The organism is Kitasatospora sp. NPDC054795 (assembly GCF_053611565.1).
The window spans coordinates 1-13,155 of record NZ_JBSHAP010000191.1 but is presented as its reverse complement, the minus strand read 5'-3'; the positions used below and the strand labels follow the sequence as shown (position 1 = coordinate 13,155).

12 protein-coding genes are annotated in these 13,155 nt (G+C 74.5%); 1 reads left to right on the top strand and 11 read right to left on the bottom strand.

Features of this window, described 5'->3' with window-relative positions:
• Nucleotides 1-129: 129 nt before the first annotated feature.
• From ACWGJO_RS38785 to ACWGJO_RS38735, 11 genes are all read right to left on the bottom strand, one after another.
• Nucleotides 130-1,371 carry a CynX/NimT family MFS transporter gene (locus ACWGJO_RS38785; protein WP_387693880.1) on the bottom strand — a complete coding sequence of 414 codons (1,242 nt, stop codon included), beginning with the start codon at nucleotides 1,369-1,371 and terminating at the stop codon, nucleotides 130-132.
• Between the two features lie 63 nt (nucleotides 1,372-1,434).
• Nucleotides 1,435-2,157, bottom strand: coding sequence for a FadR/GntR family transcriptional regulator (locus ACWGJO_RS38780; RefSeq protein WP_387693881.1), 723 nt, complete (start codon nucleotides 2,155-2,157; stop codon nucleotides 1,435-1,437).
• A 208-nt stretch (nucleotides 2,158-2,365) separates the two neighbouring features.
• The gene (locus tag ACWGJO_RS38775; RefSeq protein WP_452190330.1) at nucleotides 2,366-3,211 is read right to left on the bottom strand and encodes an HAD family hydrolase; all 846 of its coding nucleotides are present in this window, start codon (nucleotides 3,209-3,211) and stop codon (nucleotides 2,366-2,368) included.
• Between the two features lie 52 nt (nucleotides 3,212-3,263).
• Complete coding sequence (serS, locus tag ACWGJO_RS38770; protein ID WP_387726393.1) at nucleotides 3,264-4,538, bottom strand: serine--tRNA ligase; 1,275 nt, start codon at nucleotides 4,536-4,538, stop codon at nucleotides 3,264-3,266.
• Nucleotides 4,539-5,089: 551 nt separating this feature from the next.
• On the bottom strand, nucleotides 5,090-6,025 hold the full coding sequence (gene pheA, locus ACWGJO_RS38765; protein ID WP_359898039.1) for a prephenate dehydratase: 936 nt from the start codon (nucleotides 6,023-6,025) through the stop codon (nucleotides 5,090-5,092).
• Between the two features lie 135 nt (nucleotides 6,026-6,160).
• Nucleotides 6,161-7,480, bottom strand: coding sequence for an iron uptake transporter deferrochelatase/peroxidase subunit (efeB, locus tag ACWGJO_RS38760; RefSeq protein ID WP_452190329.1), 1,320 nt, complete (start codon nucleotides 7,478-7,480; stop codon nucleotides 6,161-6,163).
• Nucleotides 7,481-7,485: 5 nt separating this feature from the next.
• Nucleotides 7,486-9,552 carry a copper resistance CopC/CopD family protein gene (locus ACWGJO_RS38755; RefSeq protein WP_452190328.1) on the bottom strand — a complete coding sequence of 689 codons (2,067 nt, stop codon included), beginning with the start codon at nucleotides 9,550-9,552 and terminating at the stop codon, nucleotides 7,486-7,488.
• Nucleotides 9,553-9,565: 13 nt separating this feature from the next.
• Nucleotides 9,566-10,081 carry a copper chaperone PCu(A)C gene (locus ACWGJO_RS38750; RefSeq protein ID WP_452190327.1) on the bottom strand — a complete coding sequence of 172 codons (516 nt, stop codon included), beginning with the start codon at nucleotides 10,079-10,081 and terminating at the stop codon, nucleotides 9,566-9,568.
• The gene (locus tag ACWGJO_RS38745; RefSeq protein WP_452190326.1) at nucleotides 10,078-10,746 is read right to left on the bottom strand and encodes an SCO family protein; all 669 of its coding nucleotides are present in this window, start codon (nucleotides 10,744-10,746) and stop codon (nucleotides 10,078-10,080) included. The genes ACWGJO_RS38750 and ACWGJO_RS38745 overlap by 4 nt, the downstream gene beginning before the upstream one ends.
• Before the next feature lie 77 nt (nucleotides 10,747-10,823).
• Nucleotides 10,824-11,573 (bottom strand): YcnI family copper-binding membrane protein, encoded by a 750-nt coding sequence (locus ACWGJO_RS38740; protein ID WP_452190325.1) that lies wholly within the window; start codon nucleotides 11,571-11,573, stop codon nucleotides 10,824-10,826.
• Between the two features lie 184 nt (nucleotides 11,574-11,757).
• Nucleotides 11,758-12,582, bottom strand: coding sequence for a hypothetical protein (locus tag ACWGJO_RS38735; protein WP_452190324.1), 825 nt, complete (start codon nucleotides 12,580-12,582; stop codon nucleotides 11,758-11,760).
• Nucleotides 12,583-12,812: 230 nt separating this feature from the next.
• Between ACWGJO_RS38735 and ACWGJO_RS38730 the strand changes: the two genes are divergently transcribed.
• A partial coding sequence (locus tag ACWGJO_RS38730; RefSeq protein ID WP_452190323.1) for an ATP-binding protein occupies nucleotides 12,813-13,155 on the top strand: 343 nt, incomplete at its 3' end.

Genomic DNA, 13,155 nt, shown 5'->3' with positions numbered 1-13,155 from the left:
TGCCCCCCGGCCGGGGGGGGGGCGGGGGGGGGGGGGGGCCCGGGGCCGGCCGGGGCCGGGGCCGGGGTGGGGCCCGCCCACCGGGGGGGGGGGCGGGCCCCCACTGCCGCGTTCTCGTCGGCGAGCGGCTCAGAGAGTGCGGTTGCGGCCCGCGCCCCAGCCGGCCGCGCCGACCACCAGGACCAGCACCAGCATCAGCACCAGCGGGGTCTCCCAGCCGCCGGTCAGCTGGCGCAGCGCACCCGCGCCGACCGGGCCCGCCGCCGCGACCAGATAGCCGATCGCCTGCGACATCCCGCCCAGCTGGGCGGCACCGGCCGCGGTACGGGTGCGCAGCACGATGAACGCCAGGCCCAGGCCCAGCGAACCGCCCTGGGCCACGCCCAGGATGGTCGCCGACACCCACGCGGCGGAGACCGGCGCGACCAGCAGCATCGCGATGCCCAGCCCGTTCAGGGCCACCATGGTCAGCGCCAGCCCGCGCTGGCTGGTCATCCGGCCGGCCATCAGCGGCACCAGGAAGGCGCCCGCCACCTGCACCAGGTTGGAGAAGGCGAAGACCAGACCGGCCTGGCCGCGGTCCATGCCGTGGTCGGCCAGAATGGTCGGCATCCAGGCGACCAGGGTGTACACCAGCAGCGACGAGATGCCCATGAAGAGGCTGATCTGCCAGGCCAGCGGGGACTTCCAGATGCCCTCGATCGGCTTGGCCGGCGCGGCGGCCGCGGCCACCGCCCCCTGCCGCTCCTGACGCGAGCGCAGCACCTGCGGCAGCCAGGCCACCGCCGCGATCAGCGCGAGCAGCGACCAGGCGCCCAGCGAGGCCCGCCAGCCGCCGCCCAGCGCGTGCTCCAGCGGGACGGAGGTGCCGGCCGCGAGGGTGGCGCCGACCAGCATGGTGGTCGAATAGACACCGGTCATGGTGGCCGCGCGGTCCGGGAACTCGCGCTTCACCAGGCCCGGCATCGACACGTTCAGCACCGCGATGGCCACGCCGATCACCACGCAGCCCGCGTACAGGGCCGCCACCGAGGGCAGCACCCGCAGCAGCACGCCCGCGCCGAGCACCAGCACCGCGCCGAGCACCACCCGCTCGGCGCCGAAGCGGCGGGTCAGCCGCGGCGTGAGCGGGGCGCCGACGCCCTGGAACAGCACCGGGACGGTGGTGATCAGCCCGCTCGCGGTGGCGGACAGGCCGAAGGTCCGCTGGATCTCGCCGACCATCGGGGAGACCGCCGCCAGGCAGGCGCGCATGTTCAGCGCGACCAGCAGGATGCCGGTCAGCAGCAGGAGCGGATGAGCCGCCCGGGCGCGGAGGGGGAGCGGGACGGACGTGGTGACAACCGGCTGCTGGGCACGGGTGACGGCCATGGATGTGCTGTTCTTTCGTGAAGGTGCGTGGATGCGGACGGCGGGAGGGAGGCTCGCGCCGTCCTACTTCCGCGCCGCGATGGCCGCGAGCAGCTGCTCGACGGCCGCGGTCGGGCCGGCGAGCAGCGCACGACACGCCGCCTCGGCCCGGTCCGGGTCACCGCTCTCGATCGCGTCGACCAGCGCCTCGTGGGTCGCGACGACCGCCTCGGGCATGTCGTGGTCGCCGAAGGCGGAGGTCATCGCCTCCCGTACGGAGGCGCCGAAGTAGCGGTACACCTCGGCCAGCGCGGGGTTGTGCGCGGCCTCGACGACGGCGGTGTGGAACTCCAGGTCGTGCTCGACGGTGGCCTCGCGGCTCGCCCGCTCGGGGTGCGCCGCGAACACCTCGGCCTCACGGGCCAGCGCGGCGCGCATCCGCCGGACGTCCTCGGGGGTGTGCCGCAGCGCGGCCAGCCGGGCGCCCTCGGTCTCCAGCGCCGCGCGGACCTCCAGAACGTCCCGGATGCCCGAGCGCTGGACGCCGCGCAGCACGGACGCCGGGTCGCTGGTGGAGCGGACGAACGTCCCCTCGCCCTGCCGGGAGACCAGCATCCCGGCGTGCACCAGCACCCGGATGGCCTCCCGCACGGTGTTCCGGCCGACGGCCAGCTGCTCGGCCAGCTCGTGCTCGGTGGGGATCCGTGAGCCCACCGGCCACGCCCCACCCGCCAGCTGCGCCCGCAACTGCTCGATCGCGGTGTCCACCAGGGAGCGCCGCCCGGCCGCCTGCAAACCGCCGCTCATGCCGGACCTCCCTTTCCACCGCACATGTCATCACCGGTCGTCGGTCATCCTACAACCGCTTGCCCGGTCATCCTACAACCCTCCCCTGACCAGCCCATGAACCCTGGGTGCACCCCCGGATACGGTTCCCGCGCCGTCGGCGGGGCGGGGACCTGTGCGCGGGGCAGGAGGTCGCTGCCGTGGCCCGGGTGCCTCCCCGCCGGAGGCGTCAGCGATGCGGGTAGAGGCGCTCCAGGACCGCGGCGACGCCGTCCTCGTCATTGCTGGTGGTGACGGCGTCCGCGACGGCGAGGAGTTCCTCGTGGGCGTTGGCCATGGCGACGCCGTGGGCGGCCCAGCCGAACATCGGGACGTCGTTGGGCATGTCGCCGAAGGCGACGGTGTCGGCGGCGCGGACGCCCAGGCGGCGGGCGGCGACGGCCAGGCCGGTGGCCTTGGACAGGCCGAGCGGGAGCAGTTCGACGACGCCGGCGCCGGCCATCACCACGCCGACCAGGTCGCCGGCCGCGCGCCGGGCGGCGTCGGCGAGGGCGTCGTCGGTGAGGGCGTGGTGCTGGATGTAGAGCTTGCTGAGCGGGGCGTCGAACAGCCCGCCGCGATCGACCCGGACGACCGGCAGGTCGGAGCCGATCAGCAGCTCGTAGCCGGGGCCGGCCAGCACCTGGCCGTCGAGGCCGTCCTGGTTGGCGGCGATGGCCAGCGGGCCGGTCTCGGTCTCGATCTTCTCGATCGCGAGCGCGGCGAGCCGCCGGTCCAGGGTGAGCGAGGTGAGCAGCTTGTGCGCGCCGGCGTCGTACACCTGGGCGCCCTGTCCGCAGACCGCTATCCCGGTGTAGCCGATCTCGTCGAAGACCGGGCGGGCCCAGACGGCCGAGCGCCCGGTGACGATGATGTGCAGCGCGCCCGCGCCGGTGGCCGCGGCCAGGGCGGCGCGGGTGCGCTCGGAAACGGTCTCCCCGCTGGTGAGCAGGGTCCCGTCGAGGTCGGTGGCGACCAGCCGGTAGGGCAGGCCGCCACCGCCGGGGGAGGCGAGGCTGGGGCTGATGGTGCTCATGGGCCTTACGTCTCCCGGGAGTTGCGGGTGGTGCTGGGTGGTGCTGGCCGGGTTACTTGACCGGTTCGAGGACGGTCCGCCCGCCGAGGTACGGCCGCAGCGCCTCGGGCAGGACGACCGAGCCGTCGGCCTGCTGGTGGTTCTCCAGGATCGCCACGATGGTGCGCGGGACGGCGACCAGGGTGCCGTTCAGGGTGGCGAGCGGGCGGGTCTTGCCCTCCTCGCGCATCCGGATCGCCAGCCGGCGGGCCTGGTACTCGGTGGTGTTGGAGGTCGAGGTGACCTCGCGGTACTTGCCCTGGGTGGGGATCCACGCCTCGATGTCGAACTTGCGCGCGGCCGAGGCGCCGAGGTCGCCGGAGGCGACGTCGATCACCCGGTACGGCAGCTCCAGCGCGTTGAGGAAGTCCTTCTCCCACTGGAGCAGGCGGCGGTGCTCGTTCTCCGCGTCCTCGGGGGTGGTGAAGACGAACATCTCCACCTTCTCGAACTGGTGGACGCGGATGATGCCGCGGGTGTCCTTGCCGTAGGTGCCGGCCTCGCGGCGGAAGCAGGACGAGTAGCCGGCGTAGCGCAGCGGCAGCTTGTCGGCGTCGAGGATCTCGTCCATGTGGTACGCGGCGAGCGGGACCTCGCTGGTGCCGACCAGGTACCGGTCGTCCTCGGCGAGGTGGTACACGTTCTCGGCGGCCTGGCCGAGGAAGCCGGTGCCGTCCATGGCGGCCGGGCGGACCAGGGCCGGGGTGATCATCGGGGTGAAGCCGGCCGCGGTGGCCTGGGCGATCGCCATGTTGACCAGGGCGAGCTCCAGCAGCGCGCCGGGGCCGGTCAGGTAGTAGGAGCGGGCACCGGCGACCTTGGCGCCGCGCTCGGTGTCGATCGCGCCGAGGATCTGGCCGAGCTCGACGTGGTCGCGGGGCTCGAAGCCCTCGGCGGCGAAGTCGCGCGGGGTGCCGATCTCCTCGAGGGTGACGAAGTCCTCCTCGCCGCCGACCGGGGCGGCCGGGTCGATGAGGTTCGCCAGCGAGCGGAGCAGGCGGTCGGCCTCCTCCTTGGCCGCGCCCTGTTCGGCGTCGGCGGCCTTGACCTCGGCGGCCAGGTCCTTGGTGCGCTGCAGCAGGGCGGCCTTCTCGTCGCCCTTGGCCTGGGCGACCTGCTTGCCGAGCACCCGCTGTTCGTTGCGCAGTTCGTCGAAGCGGCTGCCCGAGGACCGGCGCCGCTCGTCGGCGGAGAGGAGGGCGTCGACCAGGTCGACGTCCTCGCCACGGACGCGCTGCGAGGCGCGCACTCGGTCAGGGTCCTCACGGAGCAGGCGAAGGTCAATCACAGGCCCAAGCGTACCGGGCGACCGTTCCTCCACCAGTACGGCATTTCCCCTGGGGATAACTCGCCCGATCCTGTGGATAACTTCTGTGGGGAACGCTCCGCCGTCGGGTTATCCACAGGCTCGACCCTTGGCCTGTGGATCCAAGGGGAGGATGGTCCTCCGCGTGAACGAACCAGGGAATTGAGGTTTCAAACCTCAATCAACCTTCCCGAGTGAGGGAATTGAAGCACTCGGACGGGTGATTTGCTGGCAACCGGGTGACTCTGGTCCGATTGGTCATCTCTGCGACGCAAACCGATGGTCCGACCAGTTCTGGGCAATGGCTATACCGGTTTGTCGACTCTCCCCCGGCCTGTGGATAACTCGGGGCTGTGGACAGCGAGGAGCCCTGTGGACAGCGGCCCCCGGCCCCGGGCCCCCTGTGGACGACGGACGGGGCCGTCCGCCCCGCCCGGTCGACCCGATCCAAAACAGTCGGAAAAGGTCGGAAAGACGAAAGATGCAATCAGGGTGTCCGGACGGCCGCGGAGGCCGCGGATGCCCTGCGGGCCTCAGATGTTCCCGCGGCCGTCGAGGGCTCGGGAGAGCCAGTCCGCCGCCGAGGAGAAATCCTCGTCCGAGGTCCCCGGCCGCCGGTGGGTGGACTCCTGCCGGTCGGCGCGCGGATAGGAGCCCAGGTACCGCACCTGCGGGCAGATCCGCTTGAGCCCCATCATCGCCTCGCCGACCCGGCGCTCGGACAGGTGGCCCTCGCAGTCGATCAGGAAGCAGTAGCTGCCCATGCCCTCGCCGGTCGGGCGGGACTCGATCCGCATCAGGTTGACCCCGCGCACCGCGAACTCCTGGAGCAGCTCCAGCAGCGCACCCGGGTGGTCGTCCGGCAGCCAGACCACCATCGAGGTCTTGTCCGCGCCGGTCGGCGAGGAGACCCGGCCCGGACGGCCGACCAGCACGAACCGGGTGGCCGCGCTCTTGGCGTCCGCGATCTCCTTGACCAGCGGCTCCAGCCCGTAGATCGGTGCCGCGAACTCCCCGGCGAACGCGCCGTCGTAGCGGCCCTCGGAGACCAGCCGGGCGCCGTCCGCGTTGGAGGCGGCCGACTCCCACTTCGCCTCCGGCAGGTTGGCCGCCAGCCAGCGCCGCACCTGCGGCTGGGCCACCGGGTGGCTGGTCACCGTCTTGATCCCGGACAGCTCGGTGCCCGGTCGCACCAGCAGCGCGAAGGTGATCGGCAGCAGCACCTCACGGTAGATCATCAGCGGTGCGCCGGAGGCGAGTTCGTCGTTGGTCGCGGTGACCGCGCCCTCCACCGAGTTCTCGATCGGGACGAACGCCCCGGACGCCTCCCCGCCGCGCACCGCGTCCAGTGCCAGCGCCACCGAGGACAGCGGCACCAGCTCCCGGGTCGCCGCCTCGGGCAGGGTGTGCAGGGCCGCCTCGGTGAACGTGCCGGCCGGTCCGAGGTAGGTGTAGCGGGTGGCCGACATGATGCCTCCGTGGGAATCTCGGTGCTGCGCGGGCGGAGTGTGCCGAAGCAGTCACCCTAACGACTCCGCGGCTCCGGCAGGAAAGCGTTCCACCGACCGGAACCGCGGCGGTGCGTCCCGGTGAATCCGGGGGAACTACCCCTCCAACAACTGCTGTCCGAGGTAGCCTCCGGGCGGCGGGCCCGGTGGCAGCGCGTACAGGCCACTGGCCTCGTGCCGCAGGAAGCGGGAGAGACCGTCGCCCCGGGAGAGCTTGCGCTGCACCGGGGTGAAGCCCTTGCGCGGGTCGGCCTGGAAGGCGAGGAAGAGCAGCCCGGCGTCCGGGGAGCCGTCCGGCAGCAGCCCGTCGTGGTACGAGAAGCCGCGGCGCAGCATCGCCGCCCCGCCGTTGGCCGCCGGGGCGGCGACCCGGACGTGCGCGTCGGCGGGGATCGCCAGGGTGCCGTCCGGGCCCTGCGCGGCGAGGTCGACCGGGGACCGCTCGCCGGCCCCGGCGGGTGCGCCGAGCGGGGCGCCGTCCGACTTGCGCCGACCGATCACCCGCTCCTGCCGGTCCACCGGAAGCGCCTCCCAGTGGTCCAGCAGCATCCGGATCCGCCGGAACACCAGGTATGAGCCACCGGCCAGCCAGCCCGGCCGGTCGCCGCCGGCGGCGCAGAACACCGTGGCGGCGAAGCCCTCCTCGTCCGGCCGGGGGTTGTTGGTGCCGTCGATCTGACCCATCAGATTGCGTCCGGTCACCGGCCGCGCGGCGGCGCCGGGGGTGCGGGCGAAGCCGGCCGACTGCCAGCGCAGCGTCGCCGTCCCGGCCGCGAGCCGCTGCAGCACCCGCAGGGCGTGCACGGCGACCAGGGCGTCGTCCGCGCCGATCTGGACGAACAGGTCGCCGTCGCCGCGGGCCGGGTCGAGCGCGTCGCCGGGGAAGGCGGGCAGCGGTTCGAGCCCGGGCGGTCGGCGGTCGGCCAGCCCGGCCTTGTCGAACAGGGCGGCGCCGAAGCCGACCGTGACGGTGAGCGAGCAGGGCCCGGCGTCCAGCGCGACCTGGTCGTCGAACTCTTCGGCGGGCTCGCCCGCGGTCAGCCGCTCGGCCGCCTTCGTCCAGCGCTGCAGCAGGGTGCGCAGCCCGTCCCGGCCGACGCCCACGGCCAGGTCGAAGGCGGCGAGCTGGACCCTGGCCTGCGCCGGGTCGGTGATCCCGGCCTGGTGCTCGCCGCGGAACGGCACCCGGGCGGAGCCGAGCGTCCCGCCGGACGGGCCCGCCGCGCCCGCCGTCCCACCCGGCCGGCCGTCCAGGGCGACGGCCCCGGCGACGCCCGCGCCGGCACCGGCCAGCAGTCCGGCCCCGGCGGTGCCGAGCAGCGCCCGCCGGGTGAAGCCCGCGGGCCCCGCCGGATCCGACCCGTGGTCCGCCGGGCCGGGCTCCGCCGCGACGTGCTCCGTGGATGTGTCCGTCATCCCGCTCACCCGATCCTGAACTGCTGGGTCGGGGTGGTCTGGTCGATGTCGGAGGAGCGGATCTGCACCGACACCACCCAGTTGCCCGCCAGCGGGAGCTGCGCGGTGCCGGTCCAGTGGCCGGTGCCCGCCGGGGTGAGCGCGACCGGCAGCGGGCCGAGGTCGCGGTCCGGCAGGGTGAAGGCGAGCTCCACCTCGGGGACGTCCACCGGCTGCCCGTCCGTGCCCGCGAGCGCGAGCGTCACCTCGTTCGGCCCGGTCCGGGCGGGGTTGAGGGTGACGGTCGCGGTGCCCTTGGCGTTCGGCGTCCGGCCCTTGGTGTCGTACGGGAGCTTGAGCTCGACGGTGCGGCCCGGCTCGGTCTGCGGCGCCACCGGGGCCCCGCCGGCCGCCGGAGCGGCGGCCGCCCCGGCCTTGAGCTCGCCCGCGACCCGTCCGGGCGGGGAGTTGGTGAGCATCGTGGTGACCACCAGCACCGCCACCGCGACCAGCGCCTCGACCAGCACCGAGCGGCGCAGCCCGGCCCGGGTCGGGGTCAGCCCCCGGTCGCGTCCGGCGCTCCGCAGGGCGGCCCGCTGGCGCTCCAGCTGCGCCTGCCGGACCGGGTCCTCGCTGTGCGCCGCCACGGCGACCGGTTCCGGCAGTTCGGCCGGTGCGACCTCCACCGACTCGGCCGGGGCCGAGCGCAGCCGGGCCAGCCAGGAGCGGGAGATCCAGGCGACGCCGAGCATCGCGACCACGCAGCCGCTCTTCACCAGCAGCAGCCGCCCGTACTCGGTGCCGGTCAGCGCGCCCCAGCTGCCCAGGCCCCGCCAGGACTGGTAGATCCCGGTGACGGCCAGCACGGCCACCGAGCCGAAGGCGATCCTGGAGAAACGGTCCACCACCTCGGCGCCGACGCCCTCGCGCAGCGCGACCAGCAGCGCGGCCAGCCCGCCCAGCCAGAGCGCCATGGCGAGCAGGTGCAGGATGCCGAGCGGCAGCGCCAGCCAGACCTGGATGCCCACCGAGGCGTGGTCGGCGCCGACCCAGGTCGCCGCGAGGGCGACCGCCAGCACCAGCCCGGCCACGCCGAGCCCGAGCCGGACCTCGCGCTGCGGCCGTTCGGCGGCCCGCCGCTCCAGCTCGCGCAGCTCGGCGTCCTCGGCGTCCTCGGCGTCCTCCTCGGACACCGCGAGACCGGCGGGGCCGTCGGCGTCCTCGGAGCCGTTGGAGCCCTCGGAGCCGTCCTCGTCCCGCGGCTTCGGGACGACCGGCCGCGGCGGCTGCCCCAGCTGCCCGACCAGCAGCGACAGGAACACCCCGCCCGCCGCGAGCAGCAGCAGCCGGGCGGCCAGCGCGGTGCCGATCCGCTCGTCCAGCGTGGCGCGCATCAGCGACAGGTCGAAGGCCTGCCCGACCCCCGAGCCGCGCTCGTACGGGCCGCGCAGCATCAGCACGGCGACGGTGGAGACCAGCAGCGCCGTCCAGCCGGTCATCAGCAGCCGCTGCACCCGGCGCCGGGCGGTGCCGGCCGGCCAGCAGATCAGGACGAAGGCGGCGACGCCGACCAGCAGCGCGAACGCGGTGTACGCGACGGTGCGCCCGGTGCCGTACAGGAAGGCGACCAGGCCGTCGGCCTCCGCGCCCTGCAGCGCGGTCGCCGACACCGAGGTGTCCGAGGGCGCGCCGATGGAGAAGGTGAACGCCCCGCCGACCGGGTGCGAGTCGTCCGAGACCGCCCGCCAGGCCACCGTGTACGTGCCGTTGGCGAGCCCGCCGCGCAGCCCGACCCGGGCGGTGTTGCCCTTGCCGTCGGCGTGCGCCGGGTTGCCGGTGTCCACGGCCTGGCCGGCCGGGTCGAGCACCCGGACGGAGTCGCCGGAGAGCGAGACGGACTCGCTGAAGGTCAGCGTCACCGCCTGCGGGGCGGTGGCGACGACCGAGTTCTGCCGCGGGTCGGTGGAATCCAGAGTGGCGTGCGCGGAGGCCGGACCGGCGCCCGCGAGCATCAGCGCGAGCAGCGCGCCGAGCACTCCGAGCACCCCGGCGATCCGGCGGTGGGTGGCCTTCTCCAGGCCGGCCGACTGCATGGTGGCGGTCCCCTTAACTCTGGCTGGGCCGGTAGGTGAGCTCCTTGACCGGAACCTTGACGGAGATGGTGCCGGACTTGGCGAAGGTGAGGTCGAGCTCCAGCTCGTCGCCGAGGGCCGGGGTCTTCTGCCATCCCATGATCATGAGGTGGTTGCCGCCCCGGGTGAGCTGCAGGGTGCCGTGCGCGGGGACGTCGAGACTGTCCACCTGCTCCATGGTCGACGCGGTCGAGCGGTGCATGGTGACCGACCCGGCGGTCGGGCTGGTCACCTTGAGCAGCTCGTCCTGCCCGCCGTCGTTGCGGACGGTCAGGTAGCCGGCCGCCATGCCGCCGGCCGGGGGCAGCGGGATGTAGGAGTCGGCGACGCTGAGCCTGGCCGGGCCGCCGGCGGCACCGTCCTGCCCGCCCGTGCCGCCGCCCGTCCCGCAGGCGGCCAGGATGGCGCCGCCGCCCAGGGCCGTCGCGACGACGGCACCGAGCAGGGCGGTGCGGCGGAAGCGGCCGGTTCCGGTCTGCACCGAGGTCACGCCGCGACCCCCTTGGCGAGCAGCGGCAGGTCGTGCTCGTAGGTCTTCTCCTCGGTGCCGCTCATGTAGAGCACGTGCGCCTTGTCGTCCGAGGGGAGGAAGGCCAGCACCTGCGCGCCGTGGGTGGAGGTGACCGTGCCGTCCCCGTTGACCACCGGGTCCTCGATCATGATGCCGAGCGACTTGGCCGCGGTCTTCACCTTGGCCAGGTCCCCGGTGAGGCCTATGAAGTCGCTGCCCATCGAGTCCAGCCAGGTGCGCAGCACCTGGGGGGTGTCGCGCTGCGGGTCGGTGGAGACGAAGACGACGTTGACCTTCTGCCGGTCCACCTCGGGCAGCGCCTTCATCGCGACGCCGATGTCGCCCATGGTGGTCGGGCAGACGTCCGGGCAGCTGGTGTAGCCGAAGAACAGCAGGGTGGCCTTGCCGTTGGTCTGCTGCCGCAGGTCGAAGGGCCGGCCGGAGGTGTCGGTCAGCTGGAGGTCCGGCTTCTCGAAGTTCTTGGCGAGCTTGGTGCCCTGGTACGGGGTGTCCTCCTTCTGCCGGGTGACCTTGGCGACGGTGGAGTCGCCGCCGGAGGAGCCGCAGGCGGAGAGGGTCAGGGCGGCGGCCAGCGCCAGGGCGGCCGCGCCGGCCAGGCGGGTGGTGCGGGTGGTGCGGGGCATGCGAGTTCCGATCGTGCGCGGTGGGCCGCCGGCGGGGCCGCACCCGTCCTGCGGGTGCGGCGCCGCCGGCGCGGGGGTCAGGAGGCGGAGCCGCCGTTCTTGCGGCGCAGGCCGAGCACGCCGACGGCGGTGCCGATCACACCGACCACGATGCCGACCACGCCCAGGGTGCGGGCGGTGGAGTCGCTGGACTTGGCGTCGCCGGCGGAGGCGGCGTGGTCGGAGCTGTCCCCGTGGGCGCCCGCGGCCGGGGACGCGGTGACGCCGTGGCCATCGCCCTCGGCGGCCTTGGTGAGCTTCAGGACGGGGGCGGGCTTGGCCGGCTCGGGCTGGCCGTCCTTGGACTCGTCGATCCAGCGGGCGATGTCGCCGTTGTCGTAGGTCTGGAGGGTCTTGAAGACCAGGCTGTCGGTGTCGGTCGGCAGCGGGCCGAGCGAGACCCGGAACTCCTGGAACTGGCCGGGGGCGATCTTGGTGCCGGCGTCGGCGGTCCAGGTGATCTTGGAGACGGCCTCGGTGACGTCGTTGCCGTGCACCTTGATCGGCTTGTCGAGCTTGGCCTTCTCGACCGCGGCGGTCCAGCCCGGCAGCGGCAGGGTCCGGACCGAGGCCAGCGGGTGGTCCAGCGGGAGGTTGACCTCCAGCTTCACCGTGCCCGCGGTGTCGCTCTCGTTCGGCACCCGGAAGTCGACGGCCGTGTAGCCGCCCTGGGCGGCCGCGCCCGGGTTCACGGTGACGTGCGCGAAGGCGGGGCCGGCCAGCGCCACCACGGAGGCGGCGGCGGTGAGGGCGACGGCGGCGAGACGACGGGTGGGAAGGGAACGCATGATGCGGGTCTCCGATCGGAGCTCGGCGGCAGCCGGTACCGGGCGACGGACACGATCCGTACCGCGGGGGCCGCGCGTGGGGAGGTGGGGGCAGAGCCTCGGGCCGCCCCGGTGGTCGGGGGAACGGCCGGACGGTGCGCACACCGGCACCCGACGCGGCCGCAGGGCCGCCGGGAGACGCCGGTCAGTACGCGAGGGCCCCGCACGGCGGACCGCGCCGCACCACGCTGTGCCGCAGTACCGCACCCGTCGGGAACAGGCTCTCCCCGCCCCGGGCACCGAACCGGCGGGCCGGGCCCGCCACGCCGAACAGACCGCGCAGCAGCGCGGCCACCAGCGCGAACGCCGTGCGCAACGGCGCCGCCCAGTGCTCCCGGGCCGCCGTGGCAGCCACCCGCAGCAGTCGCCACAGCGCCGCCTCGCCGCGCCGCAGCCACCAGCCCGCGACCAGCGCGGCACCCAGGTGCCCGGCCAGCATCGACGGCGTCATGCCGAGGACACCGGCCTGCCACCAGGGCGCGGCGGCGAACGCGTGCGGATCCAGGCCGGCGGAGGTGACCAGCTGCTCCGCGGACGGGCCGCCGGACAGGCCGAGCAGCGTGCCGGGGCGCGCCTCGTTGCAGATCAGCCGACCGGCCACCTGCGGCACGGTCAGCGGACCGGGGCCGCCGTGGTGCATGCCCGGCATGGAGCCGTTGAAGCCGTTGAAGCCGTGGAAGAGACAGTGCAGCGCGAGCTGCCCGGCCCCCAGCGCCCCGGCGATGCCCGCCAGCGAACGCTCCCGCCCGCCGCAGACCGCCGCGAACGCCAGCACCGCGGCGAAACCCAGCGCCAACGCGGTCGGCGGCACGTTCCCGCCCCCCGCCAGGGCGTGCCCGGCGGCCGCTATCAGGGTGCAGACCAGCGCGAACGGGACCGCCCGGGCAAGCCGCAGGTCCCAGGCGGCGGACCCCACCGGCTGAGCCGGTCCGGGGGCGCCCGGGAGCGGGGCGGCGGCGAGGGCAGTCATGGCCGGGCCATCCTCTCATTGCGTACGCCGCCGACACGGGCAGGGTGGGAAATCCCTACGAATGCCCCTTTCGGCGGCGGCGTGCGAGGGGGCGTACGCGTCGCCCGGCACAGACCCCGTCCCCCGGTCCATCCGCCGAACGGGCGGTAGCGGCCCCCGGGCACGGTTCACCCGCGAATCGCGCGGAGATACCTAGTTGTATGTGGAGCCGCAGCCAGGAGGGACCTCCCGTGGACATCTGGTGGACTCTGCACCTCAAGCGCGACCCGGCCAGCGTCCCGCTGGCCCGGCGCATCCTGCTCGGTGCGATGGCGACCGCGGGCGTCGACCCGCAGATCGCGGACGACCTCGGCGTCGCCCTCACCGAGGCCTGCGCCAACGCTGTCGAGCACGGCGCCACCGGGCGGCCCGACGACGGCTTCCAGGTCATCGCCTCGATCTGCGGCGACCGGCTGCGGATCGAGGTCACCGACTCCGGGCCCGGCCTGCCCGCCCCGGCCCCCGCTCCCGCTCCCGCTCCCGCCGCTCCCGCCGCCGTCCGCCGCCCGGCCGCCCCGGCGCCCGCCCGTCCGG

Bases quoted from the DNA above. Each gene is read 5' to 3' on its own strand.
- efeB (WP_452190329.1), bottom strand. From the start codon at position 7,480: ATGACGGACACATCCACGGAGCACGTCGCGGCGGAGCCCGGCCCGGCG.
- ACWGJO_RS38745 (WP_452190326.1), bottom strand. From the start codon at position 10,746: ATGCCCCGCACCACCCGCACCACCCGCCTGGCCGGCGCGGCCGCCCTG.
- ACWGJO_RS38740 (WP_452190325.1), bottom strand. From the start codon at position 11,573: ATGCGTTCCCTTCCCACCCGTCGTCTCGCCGCCGTCGCCCTCACCGCC.
- ACWGJO_RS38775 (WP_452190330.1), bottom strand. From the start codon at position 3,211: ATGAGCACCATCAGCCCCAGCCTCGCCTCCCCCGGCGGTGGCGGCCTG.
- ACWGJO_RS38755 (WP_452190328.1), bottom strand. From the start codon at position 9,552: ATGCAGTCGGCCGGCCTGGAGAAGGCCACCCACCGCCGGATCGCCGGG.
- pheA (WP_359898039.1), bottom strand. From the start codon at position 6,025: ATGTCGGCCACCCGCTACACCTACCTCGGACCGGCCGGCACGTTCACC.
- ACWGJO_RS38785 (WP_387693880.1), bottom strand. From the start codon at position 1,371: ATGGCCGTCACCCGTGCCCAGCAGCCGGTTGTCACCACGTCCGTCCCG.
- ACWGJO_RS38735 (WP_452190324.1), bottom strand. From the start codon at position 12,582: ATGACTGCCCTCGCCGCCGCCCCGCTCCCGGGCGCCCCCGGACCGGCT.
- ACWGJO_RS38780 (WP_387693881.1), bottom strand. From the start codon at position 2,157: ATGAGCGGCGGTTTGCAGGCGGCCGGGCGGCGCTCCCTGGTGGACACC.